Source organism: Pseudomonas sp. PDM16, from assembly GCF_014851865.1.
Taxonomy (GTDB): domain Bacteria; phylum Pseudomonadota; class Gammaproteobacteria; order Pseudomonadales; family Pseudomonadaceae; genus Aquipseudomonas.
In genome coordinates, this window is record NZ_JACVAM010000002.1 from 751,456 (window position 1) to 764,181 (window position 12,726).

The window sequence follows — 12,726 nt, forward strand, 5'->3', positions numbered from 1 at the left end:
TTCACCCCATGGCCATGGCGAACTCATTTCTGCCAAACGCGGTACCCATTCGAAGGAGCACAAGATGAAGAAGATCGTACTTCTCGGCGCACTGGCGCTGACCGCTTTCAGTGCGCTGGTTCAGGCAGATGACAAACCGCTGCGTATCGGCATCGAAGCGGCCTACCCACCCTTCGCCTACAAGACCCCGGAAGGCAACATCACCGGCTTCGACTACGACATCGGCAACGCCCTGTGCGAAGAGATGAAGGTCAAGTGCCAGTGGATCGAGCAGGAGTTCGATGGCCTGATCCCGGCTCTCAAGGTGCGCAAGTTCGACGCCGTGCTGTCGTCCATGTCCATCACCGACGAGCGCAAGAAGTCCGTGGATTTCACCGGCAAGTACTACGCCACTCCGGCGCGCCTGGCGATGAAGGCCGGTAGTGAGTACACCGACGTGGCTGGCCTCAAGGGCAAGAAGATCGGCGTGCAGCGCTCCTCCATCTATGATCGCTACGCTACCGATGTCTTCGCTCCGGCCGGCGCCGAGATCGTGCGCTACAGCTCGCAAAACGAAGTCTTCCTGGATCTGGCCTCCGGTCGTCTGGACGGCACTCTGGCAGACGTGGTCAACATCGACGACGGTTTCCTCAAGACCGACGCCGGCAAAGGCTTCGCCCTGGTAGGCCCCGACTTCACCGACGAGAAGTACTTCGGCGAAGGCCAAGGCATCGCGGTGCGTAAGGGTGACAAGGCTCTGGCCGACAAGATCAGCGCCGCCATCCTGGCGATCCGCGCCAACGGCAAGTACAAGGAAGTGCAAGACAAGTACTTCCAGTTCAACGTCTACGGCGAATAACGCCGCTGCGCCCATCCTTCCCGGACCGGGGAGGATGGGCACGGGCCGGGTGAGCGTAGCGCTCTGCCGGACTCATCCCATGCCCCTCGCTCCTTGCAAGAGCGCTCCTCCTGCTTCCAGAGGATAGATTTCATGTTCAACGGCTACGGCTCGACCATTCTCGACGGCGCCTGGCTCACCGTGCAGTTGTCGCTGTTGTCCATGGCGGTGGCGGTCGCGCTTGGCCTGGCGGGTGCGGCTTTCCGTCTGTCGCCGGTGAAATGGCTGGCCCTGATGGGCGAGACCTACGCCACCGTGATTCGCGGCATTCCCGACCTGGTGCTGATCCTGCTGATCTTCTACGGTGGCCAGGACCTGGTGAACCGCATCGCCCCGTTGGTGGGCTATGAGGATTACATCGACATCAACCCGTTCATCGCAGGCGTCAGCACCCTGGGCTTTATCTACGGTGCATACCTGTCCGAGACCTTCCGTGGCGCCTTCATGGCCATCCCCAAGGGGCAGGGTGAGGCCGGCATGGCCTATGGCATGAGCCCGCTGCGGGTGTTCTTCCGCATCCTGGTGCCGCAGATGATCCGCCTGGCGATTCCGGGCTTCACCAATAATTGGCTGGTGCTGATCAAGGCCACCGCGCTGATCTCCCTGGTCGGCCTGCAGGACATGATGGCCCGCGCCAAGAGCGCCGGCGACGCGACCCGCGAGCCGTTCACCTACATCCTGCTGGCAGCCGCCATCTACCTGGTCATGACCAGCGTGTCCCTGCTGGTGCTGCGCTACCTCGAACGCCGCTATTCGGTCGGCGTGAAGACGGCCGAAATCTGAGGGAGTTGCCATGCTTTTCGACTATAACGTGGTACTCGACAGCCTGCCGCTTTACCTGGGCGGTGTGCTGGTCACCCTCAAACTGTTGGCCATCGCCCTGGCCTTCGGCCTGGTGCTGGCTGTGCCGCTGGGGCTGATGCGTGTCTCCAAGCAGCCGGCGATCAACTTCCCGGCCTGGCTCTACACCTACGTGATCCGTGGCACGCCGATGCTGGTGCAGCTGTACCTGCTGTACTACGGCCTGGCCCAGTTCGAGGCGGTGCGTGACAGTTTCATGTGGCCTTACCTGTCCAACGCCACCTTCTGCGCCTGCCTGGCCTTCGCCATCAACACCAGCGCCTACAGCGCCGAGATCCTCGCCGGCAGCCTCAAGGCCACGCCGCATGGCGAGATCGAGGCGGCCAAGGCCATGGGCATGTCGCGCTTCAAGCTGTACCGCCGCATCCTCCTGCCGTCCGCGCTGCGCCGTGCGCTACCGCAGTACAGCAACGAGGTGATCATGATGCTGCACACCACCAGCCTGGCCTCGGTGGTGACCCTGATCGACATCACCGGTGCTGCCAAGACTGTGAGCTCGCAGTACTACCTGCCGTTCGAAGCCTATATCACCGCCGGTGTCTTCTATCTCTGCCTGACCTTCATTCTGGTGCGCCTGTTCAAGCTGGCCGAGCGCCGTTGGCTGGTCTACCTGGCCCCGCGCAAGGCTTGAGCCGCGCGTTTCCCGTATTCGATATCGAGAGCCGAGACCATGTACAAACTCGAAATCCAGGATCTGCACAAACGCTACGGCGACCACGAAGTGCTCAAGGGCGTATCGCTGGCTGCCAAGGCGGGCGATGTGATCAGCATCATTGGCTCGTCCGGCTCCGGCAAGAGCACCTTCCTGCGCTGCATCAACATGCTCGAGCAGCCCTACGGCGGCAAGATTCTGCTCAACGGCGAAGAGCTCAAGCTGGTGAAGAACAAGGACGGCGCGCTCAAGGCTGCCGATGCCAAGCAGCTGCAGCGCATGCGCTCGCGCCTGTCCATGGTGTTCCAGCACTTCAACCTGTGGTCGCACATGAGCGCCCTGGAGAACGTCATCGAGGCGCCTGTGCATGTGCTCGGCGTGCCGAAAAAGGAAGCCATCGAGAAGGCCGAACACTATCTGGCCAAGGTTGGCGTGGCCCATCGCAAGGGTGCTTACCCGGCGCATATGTCCGGTGGTGAGCAGCAGCGTGTGGCCATCGCCCGCGCGCTGGCCATGGAGCCGGAAGTCATGCTGTTCGACGAGCCGACCTCGGCGCTCGACCCCGAGCTGGTTGGCGAGGTGCTGCGCGTGATGCAGGACCTGGCCCAGGAAGGCCGCACCATGGTGGTGGTGACCCACGAGATGGGCTTCGCTCGCGAGGTGTCGAACCAGCTGATTTTCCTGCACAAGGGGTTGGTGGAGGAGACTGGTTGCCCGAAAGAGGTACTGGCCAATCCGCAGTCCGAGCGTCTGAAACAGTTCCTTTCCGGTAGCCTGAAGTAAGCACTAAACTGCAGCCATGACGTCCACTGCCCATTGCATTGCCTTCCTGATCTGGCCAGAAACCAGGCCCATGACCCTGGCCCTGGCGGAGGAGGCTCTGCGCGTGGCGCAGCGCGTTCATCCGGACGTGTCCTACGAACTGCGCTTCCTGCAGGCCGAGGCGCCCGCCGAGGGTGCTTGGCGTCTGCCTGGCGAGCCTTGGGCGGGTCGCGTCGAGGGCTGCCAGAAGCTGTTCCTGCTGGCTGACGAGCCTCCTGCCCAGGTGGCTCCGGCACTGGCCTCTGCGCTCAAGCAACTTGCTCGTACTGGCATCGCCATTGGTGGGCTGTCTGCCGGTGTCTATCCGCTGGCCCAGCTGGGGCTGCTGGATGGCTACCGCGCCGCGGTGCACTGGCGCTGGCAGGATGATTTCACCGAGCGTTTCCCCAAGGTTATCGCCACCAGCCACCTGTTCGACTGGGATCGTGATCGCCTCAGCGCCTGCGGCGGCCTGGCCGTGCTCGACTTGCTGCTGGCCGTGCTGGCCCGTGACCACGGCGCCGAGCTGGCAGGTGCGGTGAGCGAGGAGCTGGTGGTCGAGCGCATCCGCGAAGGCGGCGAGCGCCAGCGCATTCCGTTGCAGAACCGTATCGGCTCCAGCCATCCCAAGCTGACCCAGGCGGTACTGCTGATGGAGGCCAACATCGAGGAGCCGCTGACCACCGACGAGATCGCCCAGCATGTGTGTGTGTCGCGTCGCCAACTGGAACGGATCTTCAAGCAGTACCTCAATCGCGTGCCCAGCCAGTACTACCTGGAGTTGCGCCTGAACAAGGCGCGCCAGCTGCTGATGCAGACCAGCAAGTCGATCATTCAGATCGGGTTGTCCTGCGGGTTCTCTTCGGGGCCGCACTTCTCCAGCGCCTATCGCAACTTCTTCGGCGCGACACCGCGGGAAGATCGCAATCAGCGGCGGAGTGCCAGTCCCTTCGAGATCGCCCCGGCCTCCGTCGAGCGGGGCTAGGGCCTTTGCATGTTGGCCTCCTGGACTGACTGAGTCGATACAGGAGGCTCCGTCATGCAGGCTCGGCGCAAAGGGCTGATGGCGATCGCGCTGGCTTTCTCGCTGGTAGGTCTATTCGGTATCGCTCGTTTGTTTAGTGGCGCCATGGGGTTGCCGGCCAATGCGGGGGAGGCGCTGCCGCGAGTAGACGTTTCGCAGCTGGCTGCCGGGCATTTCATGCTGCTGGATTCCCCGTCACGGCGTCCTGAGTTCGAGCGCTACCTGATCATGCGCCGCCATGATGGCCGGTTGGCGGCCTTTCTTCTGTATCAGCGCGATGGTCTGACGATCATGCCGGACTACCAGTGGTTTCGTTCCGTTTATGCCTGCCGTGCTTTCGGCCCGGCGCCTAGTCCTGGCGCCTTTTCGGTCGACGCAGTGATTCGTTGCTATGACAAAGAGGTTCCGGGGTTTTGGCGCGAGCTATGGCGCTGGGATTTGGAAGGGCATGCCCTTCAATCCAAATCCTACATACCCGACATGTGGGGTTGGGCTATTGCGCAAGAGGCGGGCGGTTTGGCAGTCCTGGGCAAACCTACAGGCACCCGGCGATAACGCTGCCGGATTCCTGTCTGCTCGTTCCGGTTCCTTCTCTGTCGAGAAGTTGCCCCAGTTCGATGCTTGCCAATTTGCCCCGATCCCCCCACGCAGCGTTTAAACTGCGCAATTCCGGAGCTTTCTGTCGCATTGCCGAAAGCCCAGGAAAACCGCGGGTTGCCGCTGTAAGAAGTTGTCGCATGGCGGCAATGCGGGCCCGTGGGCAGCCCCTACAATCCTTTCATCACCTGCCATTTTGTGCGGTGTTCCTTATTCAGGAGAGCCCCGATGTCCGTTCAGCACGATCCGGTGCAGCGCGCCGATTTCGACCAGTTCATGGTCCCCAACTACTCCCCAGCTGCCTTTGTGCCGGTGCGCGGTCTGGGTTCGCGAGTATGGGACCAGAGCGGTCGCGAGCTGGTCGACTTCGCCGGCGGTATCGCCGTCAACGTGCTTGGTCACTGCCACCCAGCGCTGGTCAAGGCGTTGACTGAACAGGCCAACACCCTGTGGCACGTGTCCAACGTGTTCACCAACGAGCCGACCCTGCGCCTGGCTAAGAAGCTGGTCGACGCCACCTTCGCCGAACGCGTGTTCTTCTGTAACTCTGGTGCCGAAGCCAACGAGGCCGCCTTCAAGCTGGCCCGTCGCGTTGCCCATGATCGTTTCGGCCCGGAAAAATACGAGATCATCTCGGCGCTCAACAGCTTCCACGGGCGCACCCTGTTCACCGTCAGTGTCGGTGGCCAGCCGAAGTATTCCGATGGTTTCGGTCCGAAGATCCAGGGCATCACCCATGTGCCGTACAACGACCTTGACGCCCTGAAGGCGGCGATCTCCGACAAGACCTGCGCCGTGGTGCTCGAGCCGATCCAGGGCGAAAGCGGCGTGCTGCCGGCGCAGCAGGCCTACCTGGAAGGCGCGCGCAAACTGTGCGACGAGCACAACGCGCTGCTGATCTTCGACGAAGTGCAGAGCGGCATGGGCCGTACCGGCGACCTGTTCGCCTATATGCACCACAACGTCGTGCCGGACATCCTCTCCAGCGCCAAGAGCCTGGGCGGCGGTTTCCCGATTGCGGCGATGTTGACCACCAACGACCTGGCCAAGCACCTAGCCGTTGGCACCCACGGCACCACCTACGGCGGCAACCCGCTGGCGTGTGCGGTCGGTGAGGCGGTGATGGACGTGATCAACACCCCCGAGGTGCTCAATGGCGTCAAGGCCAAGCACGAGCAGTTCAAGAGCCGCCTGCAGGCCATCGGCGAGAAGTACGGCATCTTCGGTGAGATACGTGGCCGCGGCCTGCTGATCGGCTGCCAACTGGTTGGAGATTGGGTCGGCAAGGCCAAGACCGTGCTCGATGCTGCGGCGGCCGAAGGCGTGATGGTGCTGCAGGCCAGCCCGGACGTGGTGCGCTTCGCTCCGAGCCTGGTGGTCGAAGATGCCGACATCAACGAGGGTCTGGACCGCTTCGAGCGCGCCGTGGCCAAGCTGGTCCAGGGCTGATTCGCCTGTGACCGGCAGCGGCGGCGCAGGGATGCGTCGCCCGATTGTTTCAGGAAGAGCGATTCATGCGTGATCGGAGTGCTCCGATCTTTCTCCAGGGGCCGTGAGCCTTCTGGGGCTTTTATTCGAAAACCGTTTCGCCAAGGCGAAGCGCAGCTCTGAAGGAGTAACGCCATGCTGGTGATGCGCCCCGCGCAGATGTCGGACCTTGCCGAGGTACAGCGTCTGGCTGCGGACAGCCCGGTGGGCGTCACTTCGTTGCCGGACGATGCCGCCCGCCTGGGCGACAAGATCGCCGCGTCCGAGGCTTCCTTCGCCGCCGAAGTCAGCTTCAACGGCGAGGAGAGCTACTTCTTCGTGCTCGAGGATTCGGCGTCCGGCCAACTGGTTGGCTGCTCGGCTATCGTCGCCTCGGCGGGCTATTCCGAGCCGTTCTACAGCTTCCGTAACGAGACCTTCGTCCATGCGTCTCGCGAGCTGAAGATCCACAACAAGATCCACGTACTCTCGCTGTGCCATGACCTCACCGGCAACAGCCTGCTGACCAGCTTCTACGTGCGCCGTGACTTGGTGGATAGCCCGTTCGCCGAACTCAACTCGCGTGGCCGCCTGCTGTTCATGGCTGGTCACCCGGAGCGTTTCGCCGACGCGGTGGTGGTGGAGATCGTTGGCTACAGCGACGAGAACGGCGATTCACCGTTCTGGGACGCCGTCGGCCGCAACTTCTTCGACATGAGCTACACCGAGGCCGAGCGCCTGTGTGGCCTGAAGAGCCGCACCTTCCTCGCCGAGCTGATGCCGCATTACCCGATCTACGTGCCGCTGTTGCCCGATAGTGCCCAGGAAGCCATGGGCCAGGTTTACAACCGGGCACAGATCACCTTCGACATCCTGATGCGCGAGGGTTTCGAGACCGATCACTACATCGACATCTTCGACGGCGGCCCGACCCTGCATGCGCGCACCTCGGGCATTCGTTCCATCGCCCAGAGCCGCATGGTGCCGGTACGCATCGGCGAGCCGGGTAAAGGTGGTCGCCAGTACCTGGTGAGCAACGGTCAGTTGCAGGACTTCCGCGCCATCATCGCCGACCTGGATTGGGTGCCCGGAAAGCCGGTGACCCTCAGTACCGAGGCTGCCGAGGCGCTCGGTGTCGGCGAGGGTGTCAGCGTACGGCTGGTAGCGGTTTGATGTGTTAACCCTTCTCCCGCCGGGAGAAGGTGGCCCATAGGGCCGGATGAGGGTTCCCCTCACCCCCGCCCCTCGCCCGGAAGGAGAGGGGAGCGAATTCTGGAGGCAATATGATCGTTCGTCCCGTCCGTAGCAGCGACCTGTCGGCGCTGATCGACCTGGCCCGCAGCACCGGCACCGGCCTGACCACCCTGCCAGCCAACGAGGAGCGTCTGGCGCATCGGGTCGGCTGGGCGGAGAAGGCCTTCCGTGGCGAGGCCGAGCGTGCCGATGCGGACTACCTGTTCGTGCTAGAGGATGACGATGGCAAAGTGGTCGGCATCTCCGCTGTCGCTGGCGCTGTGGGCCTGCGCGAGCCTTGGTACAACTACCGGGTCGGCCTCACCGTGAGCGCTTCCCAGGAACTGAAGATCCACCGCGAGATTCCCACTCTGTTCCTGGCCAACGATATGACGGGCAACTCCGAGCTGTGCTCGTTGTTCCTCCAGGCGGACCATCGCACCGGACTCAACGGCCGCCTGTTGTCCAAGGCGCGCTTCCTGTTCATGGCCGAGTTCCGCGAGCTGTTCGGTAACAAGGTGATTGCCGAGATGCGCGGCATGTCCGACGAGAACGGTCGCTCGCCTTTCTGGGAAAGTCTCGGTCGGCACTTCTTCAAGATGGAATTCAGCCAGGCTGATTACCTCACCGGTGTCGGCAACAAGGCCTTCATCGCCGAGCTGATGCCCAAGTTTCCGCTCTACACCTGCTTCCTCTCCGAAGAGGCACGTGGCGTGATCGGCCGCGTGCACCCGGACACCGAGCCGGCGTTGGCCATGCTCAAGGGCGAGGGCTTCAGCTATCAGGGCTTCGTCGACATTTTTGACGCCGGCCCAGCCATCGAGGTGGAGACCGACAAGATCCGCGCCGTGCGCGACAGCCAGAGCCTGGTGCTGGCCGTGGGTACCCCGGGCGACGATGCCATTCCCTACCTGATTCATAATCGCAAGCGCGAAGACTGCCGTATCGCCGCCGCGCCGGCGCGTGCCGCCGCCGGCACCCTGGTGGTCGATCCGCTGACCGCCAAGCGCCTGCAGCTCAGCGCTGGCGCCAATGTGCGCGCCGTGCCGCTGTCGGCCAAGGAGAGCAAACAATGACCACGCATTACATCGCCGGCAACTGGCAGGCCGGGCAGGGCGAGGCCTTCGACTCGCTCAATCCGGTGAGTCAGGAAGCTGTGTGGAGTGGCCAGGGCGCTAGCGCCGTGCAGGTCGAGCAGGCCGTTGCCGCTGCTCGCGCAGCCTTCCCAACATGGGCTCGCCGTTCGCTGGACGAGCGTATCGCTGTGCTTGAACAGTTTGCCGCCACCCTGAAGAGCCATGCTGATGAGCTGGCCCGCTGCATCGGCGAGGAAACCGGCAAGCCACTGTGGGAGTCCGCCACCGAGGTGACCAGCATGGTCAACAAGGTCGCCATCTCCATCCAGAGCTACCGCGAGCGTACCGGTACCAAGAGCGGCCCGCTGGCTGACGCCACTGCCGTACTGCGCCACAAGCCGCATGGCGTGGTCGCGGTGTTTGGCCCATACAACTTCCCCGGTCACCTGCCCAACGGCCATATCGTGCCGGCGTTGTTGGCCGGTAACACGGTGGTGTTCAAACCCAGCGAATTGACCCCGAAAGTCGCCGAGCTGACGGTCAAGTGCTGGATCGAGGCCGGCCTGCCGGCGGGCGTGCTCAATCTGGTGCAGGGCGCCCGCGAAACCGGCGTAGCCTTGGCTGCCAGCGCCGGCATCGACGGCCTGTTCTTCACCGGTTCCAGTCGCACCGGCAACCTGTTGCACAGCCAGTTCGCCGGCCGCCCGGACAAGATCCTGGCGCTGGAGATGGGCGGCAACAACCCGCTGGTGGTTGAGCAGGTCCAGGACCTGGACGCCGCCGTCTACACCATCATCCAGTCTGCCTTCATCTCCGCCGGCCAGCGTTGCACCTGTGCGCGCCGCTTGTTGGTGCCCGTTGGCGCCTGGGGCGACGCTCTACTGGCGCGCCTGGTGGCGGTCAGCTCAACGATCAAGGTCGGTGCTTTTGACGAGCAGCCAGCACCCTTCATGGGTTCGGTGATTTCCCTGGCAGCGGCCGAGCACCTGCTCAAGGCTCAGCGCCAGTTGCTCGATCGGGGTGCTATATCGTTGCTCGACATGTCGCAGCCACTGGCTAATGCCGCACTGCTGACTCCCGGCATTCTCGATGTCACGGCGGTCGCCGACCGTATCGACGATGAGTTCTTCGGCCCATTGTTGCAGGTGATTCGCTATGAGGGTTTCGACGCCGCCATTACCGAGGCCAACAACACCCAGTACGGTCTGGCTGCCGGCCTGCTGTCGGATTCCGCCGAGCGCTACCAGCAGTTCCTGATCGAGAGCCGCGCCGGCATCGTCAATTGGAACAAGCAGCTGACCGGCGCCGCCAGCAGTGCACCGTTCGGCGGCGTGGGTGCCTCCGGCAACCACCGCGCCAGCGCCTACTACGCGGCCGACTACTGCGCCTACCCGGTCGCCTCGCTGGAAAGCGAAACCCTGAGCCTGCCCGCCACCCTGACCCCGGGAGTGAGTCTGTGATGCCCGCCTATGAGATGAACTTTGACGGTCTGGTCGGCCCGACCCACAACTACGGTGGCCTGTCGTACGGCAATGTGGCGTCGCAAAGCAACAGCCAGGCGGCCTCCAACCCGAAGGAAGCGGCCAAACAGGGTCTGGGCAAGATGAAGGCGCTGATGGACATGGGCTTCAAGCAGGGCGTGTTCGCCCCGCAGGAGCGCCAGGACGTCGCCGTGCTGCGCAGTCTCGGATTCACCGGCACTGATGCCGAAGTGATCGCCAAGGCTGCCAAGGAATCCATGCCGCTGCTGGCCGCCGTCAGCTCGGCTTCCAGCATGTGGACTGCCAACTCCTGCACCGTCAGCCCCAGCGCCGACACCGCGGATGGCCGCGTGCACTTCACCGCCGCCAACCTCAACTGCAAGTTCCACCGCAGTATCGAACACCCGACCACCAGTCGCGTGCTGCGTGCCATGTTCAACAATGAGCAGCACTTCGCTCACCATGCCGCGCTGCCGGCCGTCGGGCAGTTCGGTGACGAGGGTGCGGCCAACCACACGCGCTTCTGCAAGGGCTATGGCGAAGCCGGCGTCGAGTTCTTTGTGTTCGGTCGCAGTGCCTTCGACAGCCGCTTCCCGGCGCCGCAGCGTTATCCGGCGCGGCAAACCCTGGAAGCCTGCCAGGCGGTAGCCCGCCTGCATGGCCTGGGTGAGGAGGGCGTGGTCTACGCCCAGCAGAACCCATCGGTGATCGACCAGGGGGTGTTCCACAACGACGTGATCTCGGTCGGCAATGGCGAGGTGCTGTTCTATCACCAGGACGCCTTCCTCGACACCGACAAGGTCCTCGCCGAGCTGGGTGACAAGCTCGCTCGCCGTGCTGGCAACTTCCAGCCGGTGCTGGTGCCACGCGATGCGGTGAGCGTCGACGATGCCGTGCGTTCCTATCTGTTCAACAGTCAACTGCTGACCCGCGCCGACGGCAGCATGCTGCTGATCGTACCCGAGGAGTGCCGCAACAACGCCAATGTCTGGAGCTACCTGCAGCACCTGACCAGCGGCAGCGGTCCGATTCGTGAGGTCAAGGTGTTCGACCTCAAGCAGAGCATGCAGAACGGCGGTGGTCCGGCCTGCCTGCGCCTGCGTGTGGCGCTCAAGGAGCAGGAGCTGGCGGCGGTCAACCCAGGTGTGGTGATGACCCAGGAACTGTTCGGCACCCTGAATACCTGGGTCGACAAGCACTACCGAGACCGTCTGGCGGAAAGCGATCTGGCCGACCCGCAATTGCTGGTCGAATGCCGCACAGCATTGGATGAACTGACGCAGATCCTTAAACTGGGCTCGGTTTACCCCTTCCAATTGGCTTAACAGAGTACTGATTCCATGTCCGACGCCCTGCAACTCATCCTCGAAGACACTGACGGCACCCAGCTGGAAACTTCCTGCACCCGCTTTGCCGTGATCTGGCAGGGCAAGGAAGTGTGGATCCAGCAGGCTGGCAATGGTCAGCTGCTGATCGGTGTCGACGTCGATGAGGCTGACACCGAATACGCCAACCTGCTGCTGCGCCCTCTGGCCACCAACCTGGTCAGCCTGCAGCTGGAAATGGAGCCCGCCGATGTGGGTGACGAAGACGACGACCACGTTCACGGTCCCGACTGCAACCACTGAGGATTGCCCCTGCCATGCTCGCCCTCGGCAAACTGCTCGAACTCACCCTGGCCGGCCGCGAACCGACCGAGAAGATTCAGCTGACCCGCGAGGGCGCGCGCCTGCATTGGCTAGGCGAAGGTGTGCTGGAAGTGACGCCCACTGCCAGCGACGACAGCGGCCTCGACCTGCTGCTGTCGGCCGGCATTCACGGCAACGAGACGGCGCCGATCGAGTTGGTTGATCGCCTGGTCCAGGCCGTGGCCTCGGGGCAATTGCTGCCGAAGGCGCGCATCCTGTTCCTGTTCGGCAACCCTGAAGCCATGCGGCATGGCGAGCGCTATGTCGAGCAGGACATCAACCGTCTGTTCGATGGCCGCCATGAACAGAGCAGCGGCTTCGAAGCGCTACGCGCCAACGAACTGGAACGTCATGCGGCGACCTTCTTCAGCAAGGAGGGGCGGGCGCGTCTGCACTATGACCTGCACACCGCAATTCGTGCTTCGAAGATCGAACAGTTCGCTCTCTATCCGTACGTCGAAGGGCGCGAGCATTCGCGCGCCGAGCTGGCTCGTCTGAGTGCGGCCGGCATCGATGCCGTATTGCTGCAGCGCAAGACCGGCATCACCTTCAGCTCCTACACCTACGCGCGCCTGGGTGCTGAGGCCTTTACCCTGGAGCTGGGCAAGGCGCGGCCATTCGGCCAGAACCAGATGGTCAATCTGGACCTGCTGGAAAAGCGCCTTCGCGAACTGATCGAGAACTGCGAGCCTGAATCCGACTCGCTGGGCAATATGCAGCTGTTCGCGGTGGCCCGTGAGGTGATCAAGCACAGTGATGCCTTCAAGCTATACCTGCCGGACGATATCGAGAACTTCACCGAGCTGGAGCCAGGTTTCCTGCTGGCCGAGGACATTGCCGGCACCCGCTGGCTGGTGGAGGAGCAGGGCGCACGGATCATCTTCCCCAATCCCAGGGTCAAGAACGGCCTGCGCGCCGGCATCCTGATCGTACCCGCTGAACTCTGAGACGGTTCTTTGCTCTCGATTT

At 63.3% G+C, this 12,726-nt stretch carries 13 protein-coding genes; all 13 read left to right on the top strand.

The features are described 5' to 3' along the window. The first annotated feature begins 64 nt into the window (after positions 1-64). The 13 genes from IB234_RS09995 to astE all read left to right on the top strand — a co-directional run bounded on the left by IB234_RS09995 (position 65) and on the right by astE (position 12,704). A complete protein-coding gene (locus IB234_RS09995) occupies positions 65-838 on the top strand; it encodes an ABC transporter substrate-binding protein (RefSeq protein ID WP_192317031.1) in 774 nt (257 codons plus the stop codon). Positions 839-970: 132 nt separating this feature from the next. Further along, positions 971-1,660, top strand: a complete 690-nt coding sequence (locus tag IB234_RS10000; protein WP_192317033.1) for an ABC transporter permease — start codon at positions 971-973, stop codon at positions 1,658-1,660. Between the two features lie 10 nt (positions 1,661-1,670). Continuing rightward, complete coding sequence (locus IB234_RS10005; protein ID WP_192317035.1) at positions 1,671-2,369, top strand: ABC transporter permease; 699 nt, start codon at positions 1,671-1,673, stop codon at positions 2,367-2,369. A gap of 39 nt (positions 2,370-2,408) precedes the next feature. Continuing rightward, the gene (locus IB234_RS10010; RefSeq protein WP_043310739.1) at positions 2,409-3,173 is read left to right on the top strand and encodes an ABC transporter ATP-binding protein; all 765 of its coding nucleotides are present in this window, start codon (positions 2,409-2,411) and stop codon (positions 3,171-3,173) included. A 16-nt stretch (positions 3,174-3,189) separates the two neighbouring features. After that, positions 3,190-4,176, top strand: a complete 987-nt coding sequence (argR, locus tag IB234_RS10015; protein WP_192317038.1) for a transcriptional regulator ArgR — start codon at positions 3,190-3,192, stop codon at positions 4,174-4,176. A gap of 54 nt (positions 4,177-4,230) precedes the next feature. Then, positions 4,231-4,770 (top strand): hypothetical protein, encoded by a 540-nt coding sequence (locus IB234_RS10020; RefSeq protein WP_192317040.1) that lies wholly within the window; start codon positions 4,231-4,233, stop codon positions 4,768-4,770. Positions 4,771-5,040: 270 nt separating this feature from the next. Then, a complete protein-coding gene (locus tag IB234_RS10025) occupies positions 5,041-6,261 on the top strand; it encodes an aspartate aminotransferase family protein (RefSeq protein ID WP_192317042.1) in 1,221 nt (406 codons plus the stop codon). A 174-nt stretch (positions 6,262-6,435) separates the two neighbouring features. After that, positions 6,436-7,452, top strand: a complete 1,017-nt coding sequence (gene aruF, locus IB234_RS10030) for an arginine/ornithine succinyltransferase subunit alpha (RefSeq protein WP_192317044.1) — start codon at positions 6,436-6,438, stop codon at positions 7,450-7,452. A gap of 110 nt (positions 7,453-7,562) precedes the next feature. Next, a complete protein-coding gene (gene astA / locus IB234_RS10035) occupies positions 7,563-8,588 on the top strand; it encodes an arginine N-succinyltransferase (protein WP_192317046.1) in 1,026 nt (341 codons plus the stop codon). Next, on the top strand, positions 8,585-10,048 hold the full coding sequence (astD, locus tag IB234_RS10040; protein WP_192317048.1) for a succinylglutamate-semialdehyde dehydrogenase: 1,464 nt from the start codon (positions 8,585-8,587) through the stop codon (positions 10,046-10,048). Before astA ends, astD begins: the two co-directional genes overlap by 4 nt. Next, complete coding sequence (gene astB, locus IB234_RS10045) at positions 10,048-11,394, top strand: N-succinylarginine dihydrolase (protein ID WP_192317050.1); 1,347 nt, start codon at positions 10,048-10,050, stop codon at positions 11,392-11,394. The genes astD and astB overlap by 1 nt, the downstream gene beginning before the upstream one ends. 15 nt (positions 11,395-11,409) lie before the next feature. Beyond that, a complete protein-coding gene (locus tag IB234_RS10050; protein WP_192317052.1) occupies positions 11,410-11,697 on the top strand; it encodes a topoisomerase II in 288 nt (95 codons plus the stop codon). Between the two features lie 14 nt (positions 11,698-11,711). Continuing rightward, on the top strand, positions 11,712-12,704 hold the full coding sequence (gene astE / locus IB234_RS10055; RefSeq protein WP_192317055.1) for a succinylglutamate desuccinylase: 993 nt from the start codon (positions 11,712-11,714) through the stop codon (positions 12,702-12,704). Positions 12,705-12,726: the final 22 nt, after the last annotated feature.

Bases quoted from the DNA above. Each gene is read 5' to 3' on its own strand.
- IB234_RS09995 (WP_192317031.1), top strand. From the start codon at position 65: ATGAAGAAGATCGTACTTCTCGGCGCACTGGCGCTGACCGCTTTCAGT.
- IB234_RS10000 (WP_192317033.1), top strand. From the start codon at position 971: ATGTTCAACGGCTACGGCTCGACCATTCTCGACGGCGCCTGGCTCACC.
- IB234_RS10005 (WP_192317035.1), top strand. From the start codon at position 1,671: ATGCTTTTCGACTATAACGTGGTACTCGACAGCCTGCCGCTTTACCTG.
- IB234_RS10010 (WP_043310739.1), top strand. From the start codon at position 2,409: ATGTACAAACTCGAAATCCAGGATCTGCACAAACGCTACGGCGACCAC.
- argR (WP_192317038.1), top strand. From the start codon at position 3,190: ATGACGTCCACTGCCCATTGCATTGCCTTCCTGATCTGGCCAGAAACC.
- IB234_RS10020 (WP_192317040.1), top strand. From the start codon at position 4,231: ATGCAGGCTCGGCGCAAAGGGCTGATGGCGATCGCGCTGGCTTTCTCG.
- IB234_RS10025 (WP_192317042.1), top strand. From the start codon at position 5,041: ATGTCCGTTCAGCACGATCCGGTGCAGCGCGCCGATTTCGACCAGTTC.
- aruF (WP_192317044.1), top strand. From the start codon at position 6,436: ATGCTGGTGATGCGCCCCGCGCAGATGTCGGACCTTGCCGAGGTACAG.
- astA (WP_192317046.1), top strand. From the start codon at position 7,563: ATGATCGTTCGTCCCGTCCGTAGCAGCGACCTGTCGGCGCTGATCGAC.
- astD (WP_192317048.1), top strand. From the start codon at position 8,585: ATGACCACGCATTACATCGCCGGCAACTGGCAGGCCGGGCAGGGCGAG.
- astB (WP_192317050.1), top strand. From the start codon at position 10,048: ATGCCCGCCTATGAGATGAACTTTGACGGTCTGGTCGGCCCGACCCAC.
- IB234_RS10050 (WP_192317052.1), top strand. From the start codon at position 11,410: ATGTCCGACGCCCTGCAACTCATCCTCGAAGACACTGACGGCACCCAG.
- astE (WP_192317055.1), top strand. From the start codon at position 11,712: ATGCTCGCCCTCGGCAAACTGCTCGAACTCACCCTGGCCGGCCGCGAA.